This window comes from Pseudomonas hefeiensis, assembly GCF_030687835.1.
Classification (GTDB): Bacteria; Pseudomonadota; Gammaproteobacteria; order Pseudomonadales; family Pseudomonadaceae; genus Aquipseudomonas; species Aquipseudomonas hefeiensis.
On the sequence record NZ_CP117449.1, the window covers coordinates 1171003 to 1191557 of the forward strand.

Annotated in this window: 16 protein-coding genes; 8 read left to right on the top strand and 8 right to left on the bottom strand. The window is 61.6% G+C overall.

The features are described from left to right. Window positions 1-15 precede the first annotated feature (15 nt). From ftsA to lpxC, 3 genes are all read left to right on the top strand, one after another. On the top strand, window positions 16-1275 hold the full coding sequence (gene ftsA / locus PSH57_RS05080; RefSeq protein WP_076383614.1) for a cell division protein FtsA: 1260 nt from the start codon (window positions 16-18) through the stop codon (window positions 1273-1275). Between the two features lie 96 nt (window positions 1276-1371). Then, the gene (gene ftsZ / locus PSH57_RS05085; RefSeq protein ID WP_305388153.1) at window positions 1372-2565 is read left to right on the top strand and encodes a cell division protein FtsZ; all 1194 of its coding nucleotides are present in this window, start codon (window positions 1372-1374) and stop codon (window positions 2563-2565) included. 112 nt (window positions 2566-2677) lie between these two features. Beyond that, a complete protein-coding gene (lpxC, locus tag PSH57_RS05090; RefSeq protein ID WP_003178240.1) occupies window positions 2678-3589 on the top strand; it encodes a UDP-3-O-acyl-N-acetylglucosamine deacetylase in 912 nt (303 codons plus the stop codon). Window positions 3590-4372: 783 nt separating this feature from the next. On the opposite strand, the gene PSH57_RS05095 is transcribed toward lpxC, so the two are convergent. The 5 genes from PSH57_RS05095 to PSH57_RS05115 all read right to left on the bottom strand — a co-directional run bounded on the left by PSH57_RS05095 (window position 4373) and on the right by PSH57_RS05115 (window position 12333). Next, window positions 4373-5869 (bottom strand): sensor domain-containing diguanylate cyclase, encoded by a 1497-nt coding sequence (locus PSH57_RS05095; protein WP_305388155.1) that lies wholly within the window; start codon window positions 5867-5869, stop codon window positions 4373-4375. A gap of 151 nt (window positions 5870-6020) precedes the next feature. Beyond that, the gene (locus tag PSH57_RS05100) at window positions 6021-7388 is read right to left on the bottom strand and encodes a heavy metal sensor histidine kinase (RefSeq protein WP_305388156.1); all 1368 of its coding nucleotides are present in this window, start codon (window positions 7386-7388) and stop codon (window positions 6021-6023) included. Then, window positions 7385-8056, bottom strand: coding sequence for a heavy metal response regulator transcription factor (locus tag PSH57_RS05105; protein WP_305388157.1), 672 nt, complete (start codon window positions 8054-8056; stop codon window positions 7385-7387). Before PSH57_RS05105 ends, PSH57_RS05100 begins: the two co-directional genes overlap by 4 nt. Before the next feature lie 9 nt (window positions 8057-8065). After that, window positions 8066-11179: a multidrug efflux RND transporter permease subunit gene (locus tag PSH57_RS05110; RefSeq protein ID WP_305388158.1), complete on the bottom strand. Its 3114-nt coding sequence runs from the start codon at window positions 11177-11179 to the stop codon at window positions 8066-8068. Further along, entirely contained in the window at window positions 11176-12333 is a 1158-nt protein-coding gene (locus PSH57_RS05115; protein ID WP_305388159.1) for an efflux RND transporter periplasmic adaptor subunit, read from the bottom strand. Before PSH57_RS05115 ends, PSH57_RS05110 begins: the two co-directional genes overlap by 4 nt. Before the next feature lie 236 nt (window positions 12334-12569). Here PSH57_RS05115 and PSH57_RS05120 point away from each other — a divergent pair, with 236 nt between their 5' ends. Beyond that, window positions 12570-12824 carry a hypothetical protein gene (locus PSH57_RS05120; RefSeq protein ID WP_305388161.1) on the top strand — a complete coding sequence of 85 codons (255 nt, stop codon included), beginning with the start codon at window positions 12570-12572 and terminating at the stop codon, window positions 12822-12824. Between the two features lie 28 nt (window positions 12825-12852). On the opposite strand, the gene PSH57_RS05125 is transcribed toward PSH57_RS05120, so the two are convergent. After that, entirely contained in the window at window positions 12853-13821 is a 969-nt protein-coding gene (locus PSH57_RS05125; protein WP_305388162.1) for a LysR family transcriptional regulator, read from the bottom strand. Window positions 13822-14138: 317 nt separating this feature from the next. On the opposite strand from PSH57_RS05125, the gene PSH57_RS05130 reads away from it, so the two are divergent. From PSH57_RS05130 to PSH57_RS05145, 4 genes are read left to right on the top strand one after another with little or no spacing between them, the layout of a single operon-like run. After that, entirely contained in the window at window positions 14139-15608 is a 1470-nt protein-coding gene (locus PSH57_RS05130) for an efflux transporter outer membrane subunit (protein WP_305388163.1), read from the top strand. A 7-nt stretch (window positions 15609-15615) separates the two neighbouring features. After that, window positions 15616-17808, top strand: a complete 2193-nt coding sequence (locus PSH57_RS05135; RefSeq protein ID WP_305416396.1) for an FUSC family protein — start codon at window positions 15616-15618, stop codon at window positions 17806-17808. Continuing rightward, on the top strand, window positions 17798-17998 hold the full coding sequence (locus PSH57_RS05140) for a DUF1656 domain-containing protein (RefSeq protein WP_024617598.1): 201 nt from the start codon (window positions 17798-17800) through the stop codon (window positions 17996-17998). The genes PSH57_RS05135 and PSH57_RS05140 overlap by 11 nt, the downstream gene beginning before the upstream one ends. 10 nt (window positions 17999-18008) lie before the next feature. Continuing rightward, a complete protein-coding gene (locus tag PSH57_RS05145) occupies window positions 18009-18872 on the top strand; it encodes an efflux RND transporter periplasmic adaptor subunit (protein ID WP_305388164.1) in 864 nt (287 codons plus the stop codon). Between the two features lie 223 nt (window positions 18873-19095). Here the strand turns inward: PSH57_RS05145 and PSH57_RS05150 are convergent, their stop codons facing one another. Further along, a complete protein-coding gene (locus PSH57_RS05150) occupies window positions 19096-19920 on the bottom strand; it encodes an SDR family oxidoreductase (protein ID WP_305388165.1) in 825 nt (274 codons plus the stop codon). A gap of 31 nt (window positions 19921-19951) precedes the next feature. Beyond that, window positions 19952-20416, bottom strand: coding sequence for a multidrug transporter (locus PSH57_RS05155; protein WP_305388166.1), 465 nt, complete (start codon window positions 20414-20416; stop codon window positions 19952-19954). Window positions 20417-20555: the final 139 nt, after the last annotated feature.

A 20555-nucleotide genomic window follows, 5' to 3' on the forward strand; every position in this document is an offset into this window, starting at 1 on the left:
GAAGAGGCAGGACCCATGGCAAACGTGCAAAGCGGAAAAATGATCGTCGGTCTGGATATCGGCACTTCCAAGGTGGTTGCGCTGGTAGGCGAGGTCGCGGACGACGGCACGCTGGTCATCGTCGGGATCGGTACCCATCCGTCCCGTGGCTTGAAAAAAGGCGTGGTGGTGAACATCGAGTCCACCGTGCAATCGATCCAGCGCGCCATCGAAGAGGCGCAGCTGATGGCCGGTTGCCGGATCCACTCGGCGTTCGTCGGCGTGGCGGGCAATCACATTCGCAGCCTGAACTCCCACGGCATCGTGGCGATTCGAGACCGTGAAGTCAGCTCCGCTGACCTTGAGCGTGTGCTCGACGCGGCGCAGGCCGTGGCGATCCCGGCCGACCAGCGTGTGTTGCACACCCTGCCGCAGGACTACGTGATCGATAACCAGGAAGGCGTGCGTGAGCCCCTGGGCATGTCCGGCGTGCGCCTGGAAGCCAAGGTCCACGTGGTGACCTGTGCCGTGAACGCTGCGCAGAACATCGAGAAATGCGTGCGCCGTTGCGGCCTGGAAATCGACGACATCATCCTCGAGCAACTGGCCTCGGCCTACTCGGTACTGACCGACGACGAGAAGGAACTGGGCGTGTGCCTGGTGGACATCGGCGGCGGCACCACCGACATCGCGATCTTCACCGAAGGCGCCATCCGCCACACGGCGGTGATCCCGATTGCCGGTGACCAGGTGACCAATGACATCGCCATGGCCTTGCGCACGCCGACCCAGTACGCCGAAGAAATCAAGATCCGCTACGCCTGCGCCCTGGCGAAACTGGCCGGTGCCGGTGAAACCATCAAAGTGCCAAGCGTTGGTGAGCGTCCTCCGCGCGAGTTGTCCCGCCAGGCTTTGGCCGAAGTGGTCGAGCCGCGTTACGACGAACTGTTCACGCTGATCCAGGCTGAGCTGCGTCGCAGTGGCTACGAAGACCTGATCCCGGCCGGCATCGTGCTGACCGGCGGCACGTCGAAGATGGAAGGCGCGGTCGAACTGGCCGAAGAGATTTTCCACATGCCGGTGCGCCTGGGCGTGCCCCATGGTGTCAAGGGCCTGGATGACGTGGTGCGCAACCCGATTTACTCCACCGGCGTTGGCCTGTTGATGTACGGCCTGCAGAAGCAGTCCGACGGGGTTTCGTTCTCGGGCATCGGTAGCCGCGACAGCTACAACAGCGACGAGCCGAAGGCACCGCTGTTCGAGCGGCTCCAGGCTTGGGTCAAAGGCAACTTCTAAAGATTTAAAACTTCAGGTGTCAGGTTTCAGGCCTGGCGCGGGAAGATGCAACAAACGCAGTAGGCGAAAAAACTAGAGAATGTAAGGAGAGGGAAAATGTTTGAACTCGTAGACAACATCCCCGCTAGCCCGGTTATCAAAGTAATCGGAGTCGGCGGTGGCGGCGGCAACGCTGTCAACCACATGGTCAAGAGCAACATTGAAGGCGTTGAATTCATCTGCGCCAACACTGATGCCCAGGCGCTGAAATCCATCGGCGCGCGGACCATCCTGCAACTGGGCACCGGCGTGACCAAAGGTCTGGGCGCTGGCGCCAACCCTGAAGTCGGTCGTCAGGCCGCTCTCGAAGACCGCGAACGCATTGCCGAAGTCCTGCAGGGCACCAACATGGTGTTCATCACCACGGGCATGGGCGGCGGTACCGGTACCGGTGCGGCGCCGATCATTGCCGAAGTGGCCAAGGAAATGGGGATCCTCACCGTTGCGGTGGTGACTCGTCCGTTCCCGTTCGAAGGCCGCAAGCGCATGCAGATCGCCGACGAAGGTATCCGTCTGTTGTCTGAAAGCGTCGACTCGTTGATCACCATTCCCAACGAGAAGCTGCTGACCATCCTCGGTAAAGACGCCAGCCTCTTGTCGGCTTTCGCCAAGGCTGACGATGTACTGGCCGGTGCCGTTCGCGGTATCTCCGACATCATCAAGCGTCCGGGCATGATCAACGTCGACTTTGCCGACGTACGGACTGTCATGAGCGAAATGGGCATGGCGATGATGGGCACTGGCTGCGCCAGCGGTCCGAACCGTGCACGCGAGGCCACCGAAGCGGCCATTCGCAACCCGTTGCTCGAAGACGTGAACCTGCAAGGTGCACGCGGCATCCTGGTGAACATCACCGCCGGCCCTGACCTGTCCCTGGGTGAGTACTCCGACGTGGGTAGCATCATCGAAGCCTTCGCTTCCGAGCACGCGATGGTCAAGGTCGGTACCGTTATCGATCCGGACATGCGCGACGAGTTGCACGTTACCGTGGTTGCCACCGGTCTGGGCGCGAAAATCGAGAAACCTGTGAAGGTCATCGACAATACCGTTCACACCTCCATGGCTTCGCAACCGCAACAACAAGTGTCTTCCCGTCAGGACGCACCCGCGGTGAACTACCGTGACCTGGACCGTCCGACCGTCATGCGCAACCAGGCCCAGGCCGGTGCTGCGACTGCCGCGAAGATGAATCCGCAAGACGATCTGGATTACCTGGACATCCCGGCATTCCTGCGTCGTCAGGCCGATTGATGAAATGTATCAGGGGGATACGGGTGATTGGTGTTCAGCAAAGGTCTGGTCTGCTATTATCGCCAGCCTTTGTTGATACCAGTTCGCAATTTGCGCTGAAGCGGCCCATGCCATGATTAAACAACGCACCCTGAAGAATATTATCCGTGCCACAGGTGTCGGCTTGCACTCCGGTGAGAAGGTCTACCTGACCCTCAAACCCGCGCCTATCGATACCGGCATCGTGTTTTGTCGTGCCGACCTCGACCCTGTGGTGCAGATTCCTGCTCGCGCGGAAAACGTTGGTGAAACCACTATGTCGACCACACTGGTCAACGGTGACACCAAAGTGGACACGGTGGAGCATTTGCTCTCGGCCATGGCTGGCCTGGGCATCGATAACGCCTACGTCGAGCTCTCCGCGTCCGAAGTCCCGATCATGGATGGCAGTGCCGGACCCTTCGTATTCCTGATTCAATCGGCTGGCCTGGAAGAGCAGGACGCAGCCAAGAAGTTCATCCGTATCCTGCGGGAAGTGACAGTAGAAGATGGCGACAAACGCGCCACTTTCGTCCCTTTCGAAGGTTTCAAGGTGAGCTTCGAGATCGATTTCGATCACCCGGTTTTCCGTGACCGCACCCAGAGTGCAAGCGTGGATTTTTCCAGCACTTCGTTCGTAAAAGAAGTCAGCCGCGCCCGTACCTTTGGTTTCATGAGTGACATCGAGTACCTGCGCAAGCACAACCTCGCACTCGGCGGCAGTGTTGAAAACGCGATCGTGGTCGATTCCGATGGCGTGTTGAACGAGGACGGCCTTCGTTATGAAGATGAATTCGTCAAGCACAAGATTCTCGATGCAATCGGCGACCTCTACCTGCTGGGCAATAGCCTGATTGGTGAGTTCAAGGGCTTCAAGTCCGGCCACGCGCTGAACAACCAGCTGCTGCGCAAGTTGATTGAGCAGAAAGATGCTTGGGAAGTCGTGACGTTCGAAGACGCCAGCACCGCACCAATCTCTTACATGCGCCCTGTAGCGGCCGTGTAAGCATAAAAACCTCTCTAGTTTTTAAAGGCTGCCTTCGGGTGGCCTTTTTTTATGGCTGTTTTCTGGGACGTCTGTGGCGATAAGGGGTAATGCTGTTTTTTGGGTTGGGCTGGTTGGGTTACATATCCGTTGCTGTGGTAACGGTTGCTTAGGGTTGCGCCCTGACGGCGGCTCACTTTTGAAAAGCCGGGAGCCGGTCGGCCATCGTGGTTAACGGGGCGCCGAGATCAACGTCCGTAGCGAGGCGGCCTTATAGCCAACCCATCAGACCTGTGGGAGCAAAGCTTGCTCGCGATGGGGCCAGTCAGCTCAACTTCCATGTGACTGAACCACCGCCATCGCGAGCAGCTCGCTCCCATATTCAATCTTCAGCGGACACAAAACTTATATTCAACACAGAACCACTGTGGGAGCGGGCTTGCTCGCGAAGAGGCCAGCACATTCAGCATCTTCATCGACTGTGATACTGCTTTCGCGAGCAAGCCCGCTCCCACAGGGGAGACGCGGTCTCACCAGGAACCAGATCGGCTATCAGGCCGACTCGGGTTAGCCGCGGGCCCTTCGCGGCTGCCCACGGAGCAATGCCTGCGTTCAGGCATGCCGAGCCTAGGCGAGGCACCAAGGGGTGGGGCACAAGCGCTTTGGTTACTTTTGCCTGGGCCGGCTTCCGGCTTTTCGAAAGTGAGCCGCCGTCAGGGCGGAACCCTAAGCCGCCGTTACCGAAATAACGGATATACACACCAACCAAGCGCTATAAAAAAACAGCCACAGAGGCTGAGGGCATTACATCGCGCAAACCACACGATTACGCCCACTGGCCTTGGCCTGGTATAGCGCCTTGTCGGCAGCGAACATGAGTTGTTCGAGGTCGCCATACGGCCCTTGGGCCCAAGTGGCAATGCCGATGCTGACTGTCATGGGAGCATCGCCGTCGCGGGCCGGCGGCAGTTGCTCCACCGCCTCACGAACGTTCTGGGCCATGGTAAAGGCGCCAGCGGTGGTGGTTTCCGGCAGTACCACCGAGAACTCCTCACCACCGTAACGCGCTGCCAGGTCGGCCGGTCGACGGACATGCCTGCCGATCAGCTGCGCCAGGGTGCGCAAGGCCTCATCACCACTTTGGTGGCCATGACGATCGTTGAATGCCTTGAAGTGATCGGCATCAATCATCATGACTGACAGCGGTTGGCCCGAGCGCTGGGCCCGCAGCCATTCCTGTTGCAGCGTCTCGTCCAGGGTCCGGCGGTTGGCCAGGCCCGTCAGCGAGTCGACGGACGCCAGTTGCGCCAGTTCCCGCTCGGCATGGTGGCGCCGCCTCAGTTCATGACGCAGCAGCCAGGTGAGCCAGAGCAAGCCGATGCACAATGCCCCCGTAGCCCCGCTGACCAGCAGCGCCGTGCGTTTCCATGAGGCGAAGACCTCATCGGAGGAGAGCGCCACCACCACGATCAACGGCAAGTCGCCGACTTGGGAAAACGTGTACAGGCGCTGCGCCTGATCAAGGCTGGAGACACTGGTGAAGCTGCCGTTGCCTTCGCGCAGGATGCGCATGAAGTTCGCTCGTTTGCTGAAATCCTTGCCGATCAGGTCTTCGGCCAAGGGCGGTTCCTGTGCCAATAGAAAACCGTCGCTGCTGACCAGGTTGACCGAGCCGCCATGACCGATGTTTAGGCTCTTGAACAGCTGGCTGAAGTAACTCAAGCGCATCGCCGCCTCGGCTACCCCTAAAAACTCGCCTCGTTCATTACTCAGCCGATGGCTGAAACTGATGCGCCAGTCCTGCTCTGCACCTCTGGAGCGGAACGGACGGCTGATCTTCATGCCCAGGCTTGGGTCATGGACGTGGGGCTTGAAATACTCCCGATCGGCATAATTGCCTTTGCGCGGTTCGATCGAGGCAGAGTCGGCGATCACATCTCCGTGTTTGTCCAATAGCAATATTTCGCCTTTATAGGGCGCGGCGGTGGAGCGGTCGAACAGGGCCAAGTGGCGAATTGTCGGAGAAACGTCTTCCATGTCGTCGCGTTTGGTAGCGCTGATCAGGCCTTGCAGCGACAGTTGGTACAGTTCGACATTGCGCAGCACGTCGGCGTCGATCAATTGAACGATATTGTTCGCCGCACGTGTCGCCTCCTGTCGGGCGCTGGTGTGTTCGCGGATCAGCAGAAAGCTCACGATACTCAGAATGGTCAATACAACCAGCGAGCTGGCAACTATCAGTACCCGTTCCGAGCGTATCGAAAACGGGGTGATGCCGGGTGTCGCACTACTCACACTCATGGTTCCGATGTCTGCATTGTCATATGGCGATCCGCCCCAGGGCTGCTCATCGTGTAAATCCTGGGCAACTGACCGGTATCAGACAAATGCTGGCCTTTTGCAGGATTGTGCGTGGACCGCCCAAATAGGGCAATCCACCTAATGGCTTATTTCAAGCCGGCAAACGGATTCCGAAGGTATTGGCTCCGTGGTCACTGCGTACGAATACATCCCCGCCATGCATCAGTGCGATTGCCTTGACGATGGCCAGTCCCAGGCCATGGTTGGCCCCACTGTTGCTGCGGGAAGCATCCACCCGGTAGAACCGTTCGAACAGGCGCGGCAGGTGTTCGTCGGTAATCGGTTCTCCTGGGTTGGTGACGCCGAGGCTGACTTGGTCGCCAAGGGCTTCAATGCACACCTCGATGACTTGCCCTGGCGCGGTGTGTTGCACCGCGTTGCTCAGCAAGTTGATCAGCGCCCGGCGCAGATGAGCGATCTCGATCTTGGCCTGGGCATCGCCGCTGACCCGGACCTGGACCTGAGCGTCTTCGAGGATGAAGTCCAGGTAGTCGAGGGTGGTCGCTACTTCACCGGCCAGGGAGGTGCTGGTGAGTTTGGTGGCTTTGCTGCCCTGGTCGGCGCTGGCGAGGAACAGCATGTCGTTGATGATCGAGCGCAGTCGCTCCAGCTCTTCGAGATTCGATTGCAGCACCTCGAAGTAATGCTCGGCCGAGCGCCCACGGGTCAGCGCCACCTGGGTCTGGCCGATCAGGTTGGTCAGGGGCGAGCGCAGTTCATGGGCGACATCGGCGTTGAACGACTCCAACCGTGAATACGCCTGTTCGACCCGGTCGAGGGTGGCGTTGAAGGAACTGACGAACTGACTGAGCTCCGGCGGCAAAGGTGACATCTGCAAGCGCCCGGACAGGCGGGGCGGGGTCAGGCGTTGGGCTTCATCGGACAGCCTGATCAGCGGCTTGAGACCGATGCGCGCCACCCAGTAGCCCAGCAGGGAAGCCAGGATCACCCCGACAATCGCCAGGCTCACCAACGCCACCAGCAAATGGTGCTGGGTCTGGTAGAACGTCAGGGTGTCGATGCCGATCATGAAGCGCAGCGGTGGACGCTGGTCCTTGGCCGGGAACTGGCTCACGAGCACTTTCATCGGGTATTGCTGCTCCGTCAGTTTCAGGTCGCGCTTGCCCAGCGGACCTTCGGCGAAGGCGCGGATCTGCGGATCGGGGCTGCCATATTCAAAGCGCGGATCGCCGCTGACGATCCAGAAGTGGATGCGCTTGTCTTCCTCGCCCAGCAACCGCAGCTTGTTATTGATTTTTACCCAGTGCTCGGGCGTGCCGTAGCGGCCAACCGTGGACTCGAGCACGCTGTAGCGCGCATCGAGTTCGGCTTCCGGCAACAGGCCCAGGCCCTTTTCGACTTGCTGGTACAAGGCCCCGCCGATCAACAGGAACACCAATGCCGCCACCAGCGTGAACATGCCGCTCAGGCGCAGGGCGATACTGTCGGGCAAAGTCATTCTCTGCTCTCCAGTACATAACCCATCCCGCGAATCGTGTGCAGCAATTTCTGTTCAAACGGCCCGTCGAGCTTGGCTCGCAGGCGTTTGATCGCCACTTCCACCACGTTGGCGTCGCTGTCGAAGTTGATGTCCCAGACCATCTCGGCAATGGCGGTTTTCGACAGTATTTCGCCCTGGCGGCGCGCCAGGACGCTGAGCAGCGAAAATTCCTTGGCGGTCAGGTCCAGGCGTTGGCCTGAGCGGGTGGCTTTGCGGCTGATCAGGTCGACCCACAGGTCGGCGATGCTGACCTGCACCGGTTCATGGCTGCCGCTGCGGCGGGTCAGGGCTTGCAGGCGGGCCACCAGTTCCAGGAAGGAAAACGGTTTTCCCAGGTAGTCATCGGCGCCGTCGCGCAGGCCCCTGATGCGGTCTTCGACCCGTTCGCGGGCGGTGAGCATGATCACCGGCGTCTGCTTGCGGGCGCGCAGGGCACGCAGCACGCCGAAGCCGTCCAGGCCTGGCAGCATCACGTCTAGCACGATCACTGCGTAATCGCTTTCCAGCGCCAGGTGCAGCCCCTCGACGCCGTCCGGCGCCACGTCCACGGTGTAGCCCTGTTCGGTCAGGCCGCGATGCAGATAATCCGCGGTTTTTTCTTCATCTTCGATGATCAGAACGCGCATGGCCCCGCCTCAGTCTGTGGTTGCCAGCGCCGCCGTCGGCGCGGGTCCGGGCTGCTGGACGGGCCGATGGAACAGTCGCTCCAGCCATAAGTATATGACCGGTGTGGTGAACAGCGTCAGCGCCTGGCTCACCAGCAGGCCGCCGACCACCGCAATGCCCAGCGGCTGGCGCAGTTCCGCGCCGGGACCGGAGCCGAGCATCAGCGGCAGGGCGCCGAGCAGAGCGGCGAGGGTCGTCATGATGATCGGGCGAAACCGGGTCAGGCACGCCTGGAAAATCGCTTCCTGGGGCGTCAACCCTCCCTTGCGCTGGGCGTCGAGGGCGAAGTCGATCATCAGGATGCCGTTTTTCTTGACGATGCCGATCAGCAGCACCAGCCCGATCAGCGCCATGATCGAAAAATCCTGGCCCAGCAACCACAGCATGACCAGCGCGCCGAGGCCGGCCGAGGGCAGGGTGGAGATGATCGTTAGCGGGTGCACAAAACTCTCGTAGAGCACGCCGAGGATGATGTACACCGCCAACAGCGCGGCGAGGATCAGCCACGGCTGGCTGGCCAGGGAGCTTTGGAACGCCTGGGCCGCGCCCTGGAAGTTGCCGGTGATGGAGGCCGGCATGCCGATCTCGTTCTTGGCCTGGTCGAGCATGCGCACCGCATCCCCCAGCGCCACGCCAGGCGCGAGGTTGAATGACAGGTTGGCGGCAGGGAACATGCCGTCGTGGGCAATGGACAGCGGGCCGTTGGTCGGCGCATCGAAGCGGGCCAGGGCTGAAAGCGGGACCATCTCACCGCTGAGCGGTGAGCGCAGATAGAAATACGCCAGGCTCTCGGCCTTGCCGCGTTGCGCGGTGTCGAGCTCCAGGATCACGTTGTATTGATTGGTCTCAGTCTGGAATTCGTTGATCTGCCGCTGGCCGAAGGCGTCGTACAGGGCCTGGTCGACATCGCTGGCGGTGAGGCCAAAGCGCGCCGCCGCGCTGCGGTCGATGTTGATGTGGGTGATGCTGCCGCCCAGTTGCAGATCGTTGGAGACGTCCCGGAACGCGGGGTTGCCGCGCAGCCTGTCGGTGAGTTTTTGTGTCCAGGTGTTGAGCGTCGGGCCGTCGTTGCTCTTGAGCACGTATTGATACTGGGCGCGGCTCGGACCGGAACTGAGGTTGATGTCCTGCCCGGCCCTCAGGTACAGCACCACGCCGGGAATGCCCAGCAGTTTGGGGCGGATCCGGTCGATGAAGCCGCTGGCCGATACGTCGCGCTGATCCCGGGGCTTGAGGGCGATCCAGAAGCGCCCATTGGCGATGGTCTGGTTGGAACCCGAGACGCCGACGGCATGAGAAAAGGTCTGCACCGCCGGGTCGGCGGCGACGATCGCGGCCAGGGCCTTGTGTTTGGCGACCATGTCGGGGAACGACACATCGGCGGCGGCTTCACTGGTGCCAAGCACCAGGCCGGTGTCTTGTACCGGGAAGAATCCCTTGGGAATGAACACGTAGCCCGCCACTGCCAGCGCCAGGGTCACACCGAACACGCCGATCATCAGCCTCTGGTGGGCCAGGGCCCGACGCAGTATCCGTTCATACCCGCCCAGCAGGCGCTCGCCGAAACTTCGCTTGCTGTGGGCATGATGCACCGGCGCGCGCATGAACAGCGCGGCCAGGGTCGGTGCCAGGGTCAGGGACACCACTACCGAAATCAGGATGGTCGAGGTGGCGGTCAGGGCAAACTCCTTGAACAGACGCCCAACCACGCCGCCCATGAAGAGCAACGGGATGAACGCGGCGATCAGCGAGAAGCTGATGGAAATCACCGTGAAGCCGATTTCGCCGGCGCCCTTGATCGCCGCCTCACGCATGCCCTCGCCGGCCTCCAGGTGCCGGTGGATGTTCTCCACCACTACGATCGCATCATCCACCACGAATCCCACCGAGATCACGATGGCCACCAGGGTCAGGTTGTTCAGGCTGAAACCCATCACATACATCAGGGCGAAACTGGCGATCAGTGACACGCCCAGTACCGCCGAGACAATCAGGGTCGCCGAGAGCTGGCGCAGGAACAGCGCCATCACTGCCACCACCAGCAGCACCGCGATCAGCAAGGTGATCTCCACCTCATGCAGCGAAGCGCGGATGGTCTGGGTACGGTCGTTCAGCATGTTGACCTGCACAGCGGCGGGCAGCATGGCCTCCAGCGTGGGCAAGGCGGCCTGGATGCGGTCGACGGTGTCGACGATGTTCGCCCCCGGCTGACGGAAGATCACCAGGTTGAGCCCCGGCTGCTCGTCGGACCAGGCCTGAATGTAGGCGTCTTCCGAACCGTTGATGACTTTGGCGACGTCCTTGAGATGAACCGGTGCCCCATCCTTGTAGGACACGATCAACTCGCCATATTCCTCGGGCTGGAACAACTGATCGTTGGTGGACAGGGTGGAAACGCTCGACTCGCCATAAAGCGCCCCCTTGGCCAGGTTGAGGCTGGCCTGCTGGAGCGCCACGCGGATGTCGGCCAGGGTCAGACCGATGGCTGCGAGTCGGTCCGCTGAGGCCTGCACCCGGATCGCCGGACGTTGCTGACCGGTAATGTAGATTTGTCCTACGCCATCGATTTGGCTGATTTGGCGGGCGAGCAGGGTTTCGACGTAGTCGCTCAGTTCGGTGCCGGGCATCAGGCTGGAGCTGATGCTGAGGATCAACACCGGGCTGTCGGCCGGGTTGACTTTGCGCCAAGTGGGCAGGTTTGGCATGTCCTGGGGCAGTTTGCCAGCGGCGGTATTGATGGCCGCCTGCACTTCCTGGGCGGCGGTGTCGATGCTTTTGTCGAGGCTGAATTGCAAAGTCAGGTTGGTCGAGCCCAGGGCACTGCTGGAGGTCATCTGGGTAATGCCGGGGATGGCGCTGAATTGTACTTCCAGCGGGGTCGCCACCGACGAAGCCATGGTTTCGGGGCTGGCACCGGGCAACAGAGCCCTGACCTGGATGGTCGGGAATTCCGCTTCAGGCAATGGCGCGACAGGCAGGCGAGGAAAGGCGATCAATCCCAGCAGTATCAGGGCGAACGTCAACAATACCGTGGCGATGGGGTGGTCGATGCACCACGCCGAAACTGAACCGCGGCCCTTCATGGTTTTGGTTCCGACACATTGGCCTGGGCCACTGGGTCACCGAGCACCTGGATGCGGGTGCCCGGCTTGAGCCGTGACTGACCGTCGCTCACCAACTGATCACCCGCGCTCACCCCTTTTATGATGTGCAGGTCGCTGTCCTGATACACCATCACCACCGGTACGTTCTCTACCTGGTCACCCTTGATCCGGTACACGAAAGGGTGCTCCAGGCCGCGCTGAACCACGGTCGGCGGCACCACCAGGGCGTTCTTGTCGAGGGCGGTCTGGATCTTCAACGTCACCAACTGCCCTGGCCACAGCCGTTGCGCGGCGTTGCTGAATTCAGCCTTGGCCCGCAGGGTGCCGGTGTTGGCATTGATCTGGTTGTCGATCAGGCTCAGGCGGCCCTCGCCGAGCATTTCGCCGGAGGTACCATCGGCGCCTATGTAGGCCTGGACCAGCGCTTGCTCGGGTGCGGCCATCAACCGTTGCAAGGTGGGCAGCATTTGTTGGGGCAAGGCGAACTCCACCGCGATAGGGTCGATCTGGGTCACGGTGAACAGGCCGTCCGTGTCGCTGGTGCGCAGGAAGTTACCTTCGTCCACGTTGCGGATGCCGACGCGACCGGTTACCGGGGAGCGGATCCGGGTGTAGGACAACTGCACCTGGGCGGCATCGATGGCCGCCTGATTACCTTGGGCGGTGGCCTTGAGCTGATTGACCAGCGCCTGTTGCTGATCGTAGGTCTGCTTCGATACGCCGTCGTCGACACTGAGCAATTTGTAGCGTTTGAGATTGATCTGGGCCACCGCCAGTTGTGCCTGGCTCTCACCGAGCTGGGCCCTGGCCTGGTCGAGGCTGGCGCGGATGGAACGGTCGTCGATGGTCGCCAGCAGGTCGTCCTTCTTGACCTGTTGCCCTTCCTTGACCAGCAGTCGGGTGAGGATGCCGTCGATCTGCGGGCGGATCACCACGCTGTGCAGCGATAGCACCGTGCCGATGCCACTGGCAAAGCGCGGCACATCCTTTTGCACCACGCTGACAACCCTTACCGGAACGGCCACGGGGGCACCGGATTTGGCGGTGACGGGCTTCATGACATACCAGAAGGCCAGAGCCGCCAGGGCGACCAGGAGCACGACGAGCAGGACGGTTTTTTTCTGGATGTGCATGGATGTGGGAGGCCGGTTCAGGACGGAGGGATTCTTATCTTTCTTATATAGCGTTGCGAGGGGGTCAGGAAGGTGACGCCTAACTGACGGGCTTGTCAGTTTTGTCCCGACTTACTGTCAGACGAGTGGAGGGCTGATTGAATCCGCCCTGCGCGCGCCGGTGTCGGGCGGGTATACTGCCGGCTTTCGCGGCTCGCTCTCCGGGCCCGACTCGCACGCATTACCCGGAGCTTTACATGACTTCCCCAACACCTTCGCCCGCGGACGAACATCCGAACGGCGAACAGGCCGACCGGCTCGACAGCGATGTTTCCAGCGGCGAGAGCGTCAACGCGATCCCGACCTTCAAGTTTCCGTTCAAGCCTGGTGACCTGGCTGCGGCCAAAGGGGCCGGGCAGCAGCCTTGGTACAAGAACGGCGCGAAGAACGGTCACACCAAGACCCCTGGCGCCGCGCCTCCCGGCACACGTCGATCGATGGGCAAGCGCTGAGTATTGCCCTTGGAGCACGGGCGCGAAATCAGTTCGCGACCCGTGCACCGGCCAGACTTCCACTCAACTCATAAGCCGTCAGTTCGGCCTGGTGCGCCGCGAGGATTTCCGGCAGCGAACCGCGCAGATACTCCACCCAGGTCTTGATCTTCGCATCCAGATACTGGCGCGAAGGATAGATGGCGTAGAGGTTCAGTTCCTGGGAGCGATAGTTGGGCATGACCCGCACTAGCGTGCCGTTGCGCAGGCCTTCGATGGCGGCGTAGACCGGCAACACGCCCACGCCCATGCCACTGGTAATCGCGGTTTTCATGGCATCGGCGGAATTCACCAGGAACGGTGAGTTGTTGATGGTGACCATCTCTTGGCCTTCGGGGCCGTCAAATACCCATTTCTCCAGCGGAATGACCGGGCTGACCAGGCGCAGGCAGGCGTGGTTGAGCAGATCGCCGGGTTTTTGCGGGCAGCCGCTGGCTTTCACGTAGGCAGGTGATGCGCAGACGATGCTGTAGGTGATTCCCAGGCGCTGGGAGACAAAGCCCGAGTCTGGCAATTCGCTGGCCAGCACGATGGAGACGTCGTATCCCTCGTCCAGGATGTCCGGCACGCGGTTGGCCAGGGTCAGGTCGAAGGTCACGTCCGGATGGGTTTTACGATAGCGGGCGATGGCGTCAATCACGAAATGTTGGCCAATGCCGGTCATGGTATGCACCTTCAGCTGTCCAGCGGGACGCGCATGGGCGTCGCTGGCCTCGGCTTCAGCCTCCTCGACATACGCCAGGATCTGCTCGCAACGCAGCAGATAGCGTTTGCCAGCCTCAGTCAGGGCGATGCGGCGGGTGGTGCGGTTGAGCAGGCGGGTTTGCAGATGGGCTTCCAGGTTGGAAACCGCGCGCGACACGTTGGCTGTGGTGGTATCGAGTTGCGCGGCGGCGGCAGTGAAACTGCCAGCTTCGGCAACACAACTGAACGCACGCATGTTTTGCAAAGTGTCCATGGAGGGCTCTCTTGGGCGGTGGCAAATTGTGACACGAAGTTACAGTGCAGCCGACCCCGACTAATGGATTATCGCAGTAACGGTAACAAAGATTCGCAGAAAGGTCGGCTTATCGCCGTTCGGTGGGTTGCCTAGAATTGCGGCCAATCCTGGATCGCTGATTACTGTGGGAGCGAGCCTGCTCGCGATGGCGGCATCACATTCCCCTCAATGTGTCTGCCTGGACGCTATCGCGAGCAGGCTCGCTCCCACAGGTGCGTCATCAGGCATGCATCCTCCCGACTCTTCACACCCCCCATCTCAGGAATTTTGCGCAAGTGCCGCGTTGCATCAGCAGAGAGCTGAAGACTCTCAGTGTTTGGCTTTTAACGTTAACCATCAGCGGTTGCCTCGGCACGGGAGGGATTGCGCCGCAAGGCCAGGCATTGTCGGCCAATCAACTGGCCACCGATGAAGCGATCCGCGAGGCTGCCCGCGATGCCCACTGGCCCAGTCGCCAGTGGTGGAATGCCTATGGCGACCGGCAACTGGATCGCTGGATTGACCTGGCCGTGCATGACAGCCCGAGCCTGGCCCTGGCCGCCGCGCGCGTGCGGCAGGCCAAGGCCATGGCCGGTGTCGTCGAGGCTGCCGAGTCGCTACAGATCAATGGTCAGGCGACCCTCAAGCGCCACAACTGGCCCAGCGATCAGTTCTATGGCCCTGGCGAGTTGGCCGATACCACCACTTGGGACAATAACGCGGGCCTGGGCTTGAGCTATGCCCTGGACCTGTGGGGCCGCGAGCGCAACGCCAGTGAGCGGGCCGTCGACCTGGCCCATGTCAGCGTAGCCGAGGCGCGGCAGGCGCAGTTGGAGTTGCAGAACAACATCGTGCGCGCCTATGTCCAGTTCTCGTTGCACTACGCCCAGCGCGATATCGCCGTGGCGACCCTCCATCAACAGGAGCAGATTCTCGACCTGGCGCAAAAGCGTCTGGACGGCGGCATCGGCACCCATTTCGAAGTCAGCCAGGCCCAGGCGCCATTGCCCGAGACCCATCGGCAACTCGACGCCCTCGACGAAGCCATCGCCTTGAGCCGCAATCAATTGGCGGCGCTGGCGGGCAAAGGGCCAGGAGAGGGGGCGCGACTGCAGCGTCCGACCCTGGCCCTCGGTGCGCCCTTGAAGCTGCCATCGGCATTGCCCGCCGAACTGCTTGGCCAGCGTCCGGACGTGGTGGCCGGACGTTGGCAAGTGGCCGCTCAGGCGCGGGGCATCGATGTCGCGCGTGCCGGGTTTTATCCCAATGTCGATCTGCTGGGCAGTATCGGCTACATGGCGACCGGTGGCGGGGCGCTGGAGTTCTTGACCGGCAAGAAACTCAACTACAGCGTCGGACCGGCCATCACACTGCCGATTTTCGACGGTGGGCGCCTGCGTTCACAGCTCGGGCAGGCGGCGGCCGGTTATGACATCGCCGTGGCCCGCTATAACCAGACGCTGGTCGATGCGCTCAAGAGCATTTCCGATCAGTTGATCCGCCGTGAGTCCATGGACAAGCAACACGTCTTCGCTGCTGAGTCGGTGGCGGCCGCGCAACGCACCTACGACATCGCGATGGTTGCGTTCCAGCGCGGACTCACCGACTACCTCAACGTGCTCAACGCCCAAAGCCTGTTGTTCAAGCAGCAACAGGTGCAGCAGCAAGTGGAGGCGGCGCGCCTGACGACCCATGCCGACCTGGTGACGGCGTTGGGCGGTGGGCTGGAAGCCGGCAACGACACCCCTCGCCACGATGCTGAGTAGGCCTTTTGTGACGTCTTTACTTATCCCCGCACGCTGGCTGCACCGTCTGGAATGGCGCCGTGGTTTCTTTGAATGGGCCCGCAGCGACGGGGTGACCTGGGTCTACATTTTCAAAGTGCTGCTTGCCGCGTTCCTGACGTTGTGGCTGGCGATGCGCCTGGAGCTGCCGCAACCACGCACGGCCATGATCACGGTGTTTATCGTCATGCAGCCCCAGAGCGGGCAGGTGTTCGCCAAGAGTTTCTATCGCTTGCTCGGCACCCTGGCGGGCTCGGCGGTGATGGTGGCGCTGATTGCTTTGTTTGCCCAGAGCACTGAGTTGTTCTTGGGCAGCCTGGCGATCTGGGTCGGCGTCTGTTCAGCGGGCGCGGCGCGTTATCGCAACTTCCGGGCCTATGGTTTTGTGCTGGCCGGCTACACCGCGGCCATGATTGGTCTGCCGGCCCTGGCTCATCCGGAAGGCGCGTTCATGGCGGCGGTCTGGCGTGTGCTGGAGATTTCCCTGGGGATTCTCTGCGCGACCCTGATCAGCGCCGCGATCCTGCCGCAAACCGCCAGCGCCGCCATGCGCAACGCCCTGTACCAACGCTTTGGAGTGTTTGCCCTGTTTGTCACGGATGGCTTGCGTGGGCGCAGTAAACGCGAGGTATTCGAGGCGCGTAACGTCGGCTTCATTGCCGAAGCCGTCGGCCTGGAAAGCCTGCGTAGCGTGACGGTGTTCGAAGACCCGCACATGCGTCGGCGCAACGGTCGGCTCAGTCGCTTGAACAGCGAATTCATGGGCATCACCACCCGATTCAACGCCTTGCACCAGTTGCTCGAGCGTTTGCGTAGCCGCCGGGCCGAACAGGTGGTGCATGCCATCAAACCGGGTTTGCAAACGCTGGCCGAGTTGCTGGACGGTTTTAGCGCCCGCGCCCTGACCGATGAAGATGCTGCGCGCCTGGCGGCGGAGCTGGCAACCTATAAAGCCGATTTGCCGGCACAGGTCCGCAGGCTGCGTGGGGTGTTCGAAGAAACAGATCCGAGCGAAGCGCAACGGCTGGACTTCCACACCGCCTACGAGCTGCTGTATCGCTTCGTCGATGACTTGCACGGCTACGCCCAGACCCATGCGTCGCTGGCGAATCATCGCCACGAACGCGAGCGATGGGACGAACCTTTCATACCGCAGACCAACGGTCTGGCGGCTGCGGCGTCGGGGTTTCGGGCAGCGTTCATCCTGCTGGTACTGGGCAGCTATTGGGTCGCCACGGCCTGGCCGAGTGGCGCGACCATGACGATGATTGCCGCCGCCACGATGGGCTTGTCGGCTGCCACGCCCAACCCCAAACGCATGGCGTTCCAGATGGCGTGTGGCACGCTGTTCGGGGCCTTGATCGGTTTCGTCGAGATGTTTTTCATCTTCCCACTGATCGACGGCTTTCCCTTGCTCTGCGTGATGTTGGCGCCGGTGATCATGTTGGGCTCATTCCTCAGCTCGCGACCGCAATACGCCGGGGTCGGGCTGGGGCTGCTGATCTTTTTCTGCACAGGCTCGGTGCCCGACAACCTGACGGTCTACAACCCCTACACCTTCATCAACGATTACCTCGCGATGATCCTTGGCATGCTGGTATGCGCCGCCGCCGGGGCAATCATTCTGCCGCCCAACAGCCGCTGGTTGTGGCGCCGACTCGAACAAGACCTGCGCGAGCAGGTGGTGTTTGCCATCAGCGGCCGGCTCAAGGGCCTGGCTTCGGGTTTTGAAAGTCGCACCCGGGACTTGCTGCATCAGGCTTATGGGCTGGCTGCGGGGCAGCCTCGGGTACAGCGGGATCTGTTGCGCTGGATGTTCGTGGTACTGGAGGTCGGCCACGCGATTATCGAATTGCGCAAGGAACAGGCGATCTTGCCGGTGCATCCGGCCTATGCCCCAAGCCAGCCGTGGCGCCAGGCGATCCGCGTGATGGGGCGGGCGCTGGTGCGGCTGTTCCGCCAGCCCGGCCAGAGCAATCTGGAGCGCGCCCTGCTGGCGGTCGACCACGCCATCAGCCGCGTACAGGCCAGTGACGAACCCTTCGCCCCGCATTTCGACACCTCGGCCCTGCGCCGGGTGAAAAGCTATCTGCATTTCATCCGTACTTCGCTTTTGGACCCGCAATCGCCATTGGCGGCCTACGTCAGGCCGCTGCCCCAGGAACCTGAACATGCCTCGTGAAATCGCCTTCCATGGCGTGTACATGCCCACCATGACCCTGATGTTTTTCATCGCCGCCGCCCTGGCTTGGGCCCTGGACCGTTTTTTGTCCGGGCTGGACCTGTACCGCTTCTTCTGGCACCCGGCGCTGCTGCGCCTGAGTCTGTTTACCTGCTTGTTTGGCGCGCTGGCGCTGACGGTCTACCGTTGAGATCAATGCGATGAAAAAGTTTTTCAGCCTGCTTGCGACGCTGTTGGTGCTTGCCCTTGCCCTGTGGATCGGCCGGGCGTTGTGGGTGCATTACATGAACACTCCGTGGACCCGTGATGGTCGGGTACGCGCCGATATCATCAACGTCGCCGCCGATGTCAGCGGTGAGGTGGTCGAGGTGCCGGTGCGTGATAACCAGTTGGTAAAAAAGGGCGAGCTGCTGATGCGCATCGACCCTGAGCATTACCGCATTGCGGTGAAACAGGCTCGCTCTTTGGTGGCCTCGCGCAAGGCGACCTGGGAAATGCGCAAGGTCAACGCTCATCGGCGTGCCGACCTGGACAGCCTGGTGATCTCCCGGGAAAACCGTGACGACGCCAGTAACATTGCCGACTCGGCCCTGGCCGATTACCAGTACGCCCGGGCACAACTGGAAGCCGCCGAGCTGAATCTCGCGCGTACCCAGGTCCGCGCGGCGGTGGACGGTTACGTCACCAACCTCAACGTGCATCGGGGCGACTATGCGCGCATCGGCGAGGCGAAAATGGCCGTGGTGGACATGAATTCGTTCTGGGTCTACGGCTTCTTCGAAGAAACCAAGTTGCCCAAGGTGCGGGTCGGTGATTCGGCGCAATTGCAGTTGATGAGCGGTGAGGTGCTCAAGGGGCATGTGCAAAGCATCTCGCGCGGCATCTACGACCGTGACAACCCCGAAAGCCGCGAGTTGATCGCCGATGTGAACCCGACCTTCAACTGGGTTCGTCTGGCGCAGCGGGTGCCGGTGCGGATCCATATCGACGAAGTGCCAGAGGGCGTGCTGCTGGCGGCGGGGATGACCTGCACGGTCGTGGTCGAACCTCATGCCGTGCTCTGAGGCATCGCATCAGTGGGTTGATGGTGAGATTTGATACACACCACAGATCCCCTGTGGGAGCGGGCTTGCTCGCGAAAGCGGTAGTTCAGCTTGCACTGATATTGACTGTGCCGACGTCTTCGCGAGCAAGCCCGCTCCCACATTGGATCTTCGCCGGAGATGCGTTTTGCGTTCGCCCCCAATCCCCTCGCCACAGAAGCAATGCCTGTTACTCCTCCGGTACTTACAACGACCCACCTAGCCCGAACCGCTTCATCAAGCCTTTTTCCAGCAACCCCTTGGGCAGCAAACCGGCCATCATCGGCAACACCCGGCTGCCATTGCCCAGGCGCAGCAGGCGCGGGGGGCTGGGTTGCTGCACGGCCTTGAGCAGTCCTGCGGCAAAATCGCTGGCCAGGGTCGGGTTGTCCTGGGAGGCCTTGGCACGGCTGCGGATGCCGTCGCGCAGAGGCCACCAGGGTGACTGTTCGCTGATCAGTTGCTCGGCTTCATGGCCGGCATTTTTGGCGAAGCTGGAGGCGATCGCACCGGGCTGGACTTCCATCACGCGGATGCCGAACGGCGCCAGTTCCATGCGCAATGCATCGCTCAAGGCATGCACCGCCGCCTTCGAGGCGCAATAGGCACCAGCAAATGGCGTCACCAGCACGCCGGAAACGCTGCCGATGTTCACCACCAATCCCTTGGCTCGGCGCAGCACCGGGAACAGTGCGCGGGTCACTCCGACGATGGCGAACACGTTGGTTTCGAACTGGCGCTGCATGGCCGGTACGCCACCGTCCAATAACGGTCCCATGGCGCCGTAACCGGCATTGTTGATCAGCACATCAAGGCCGCCGTGTTGCTGGTTGATGCGTTCGCTCAACTGTTCCAAGGCCTGGCCGTCATTGACGTCCAGTTGTACGGCGGTGAACCCGGCAGCGCTGAGCAGCGCCACGTCCTCATCCTTGCGTGCACTGGCCCATACTTGATAGCCGGCGGCCTTGAAGGCATCGGCGAGGGCGCGGCCGATGCCGCTGGAACATCCGGTAATCAACGCAACGGGCATGGCCATTCCTTATGCAAACAGTGGGAGGGGATCAGTTGGAGAAGTTGCCTTGCAATCGTTCGGCGCGAAACTCCAGGGTTTGTGGACGATAGCCAGGACGCAGCGGTGGCAGGGACAGGCAGTCTTGCCAGTCAGCGCCGGGCTGCAACTCACCAGGGCCGCGATAACGCGGTGCGGTGTACTGATTGTCGGCCAGGTTGATGGTATCGCCGGGTGCGTAGGCCGCGATCCGCCAGCGCAGTTCGATCAGCGGTACATCGTTGCCATTTGTCATGGTCAGCAACAACGGACGGTCGGCCGGGCAGCGTTCGGGGGCGTAAGTGACACGCAGATCCAGACGCGCCAGTTGTCGGGTTTCGCGGCTGTCCTCCCAGAGTACCCACGCGGCCACCAGCCCCAGCCCGACGAACGCCGCCAGGGACACTGGCAGCGCCTTGGCCGGATAGCGCAGCAGCAGGATGAGCCAGGTGATGACCAGCAAGACGCCGATAAGCATGGTTGAAGCCTCCGTTACCGTCACCCCATCCTACCGGAGGGGACGGGCCGTGGATATTCATCCGTCTCGGGCCACCGGTCGCCACTGTCATATCTGACAGTAGGCAAGGGTTGCTTGCCCTTGTTAGATGCCGGGTACG

Bases quoted from the DNA above. Each gene is read 5' to 3' on its own strand.
- ftsA (WP_076383614.1), top strand. From the start codon at position 16: ATGGCAAACGTGCAAAGCGGAAAAATGATCGTCGGTCTGGATATCGGC.
- ftsZ (WP_305388153.1), top strand. From the start codon at position 1,372: ATGTTTGAACTCGTAGACAACATCCCCGCTAGCCCGGTTATCAAAGTA.
- lpxC (WP_003178240.1), top strand. From the start codon at position 2,678: ATGATTAAACAACGCACCCTGAAGAATATTATCCGTGCCACAGGTGTC.
- PSH57_RS05095 (WP_305388155.1), bottom strand. From the start codon at position 5,869: ATGAGTGTGAGTAGTGCGACACCCGGCATCACCCCGTTTTCGATACGC.
- PSH57_RS05100 (WP_305388156.1), bottom strand. From the start codon at position 7,388: ATGACTTTGCCCGACAGTATCGCCCTGCGCCTGAGCGGCATGTTCACG.
- PSH57_RS05105 (WP_305388157.1), bottom strand. From the start codon at position 8,056: ATGCGCGTTCTGATCATCGAAGATGAAGAAAAAACCGCGGATTATCTG.
- PSH57_RS05110 (WP_305388158.1), bottom strand. From the start codon at position 11,179: ATGAAGGGCCGCGGTTCAGTTTCGGCGTGGTGCATCGACCACCCCATC.
- PSH57_RS05115 (WP_305388159.1), bottom strand. From the start codon at position 12,333: ATGCACATCCAGAAAAAAACCGTCCTGCTCGTCGTGCTCCTGGTCGCC.
- PSH57_RS05120 (WP_305388161.1), top strand. From the start codon at position 12,570: ATGACTTCCCCAACACCTTCGCCCGCGGACGAACATCCGAACGGCGAA.
- PSH57_RS05125 (WP_305388162.1), bottom strand. From the start codon at position 13,821: ATGGACACTTTGCAAAACATGCGTGCGTTCAGTTGTGTTGCCGAAGCT.
- PSH57_RS05140 (WP_024617598.1), top strand. From the start codon at position 17,798: ATGCCTCGTGAAATCGCCTTCCATGGCGTGTACATGCCCACCATGACC.
- PSH57_RS05145 (WP_305388164.1), top strand. From the start codon at position 18,009: ATGAAAAAGTTTTTCAGCCTGCTTGCGACGCTGTTGGTGCTTGCCCTT.
- PSH57_RS05150 (WP_305388165.1), bottom strand. From the start codon at position 19,920: ATGCCCGTTGCGTTGATTACCGGATGTTCCAGCGGCATCGGCCGCGCC.
- PSH57_RS05155 (WP_305388166.1), bottom strand. From the start codon at position 20,416: ATGCTTATCGGCGTCTTGCTGGTCATCACCTGGCTCATCCTGCTGCTG.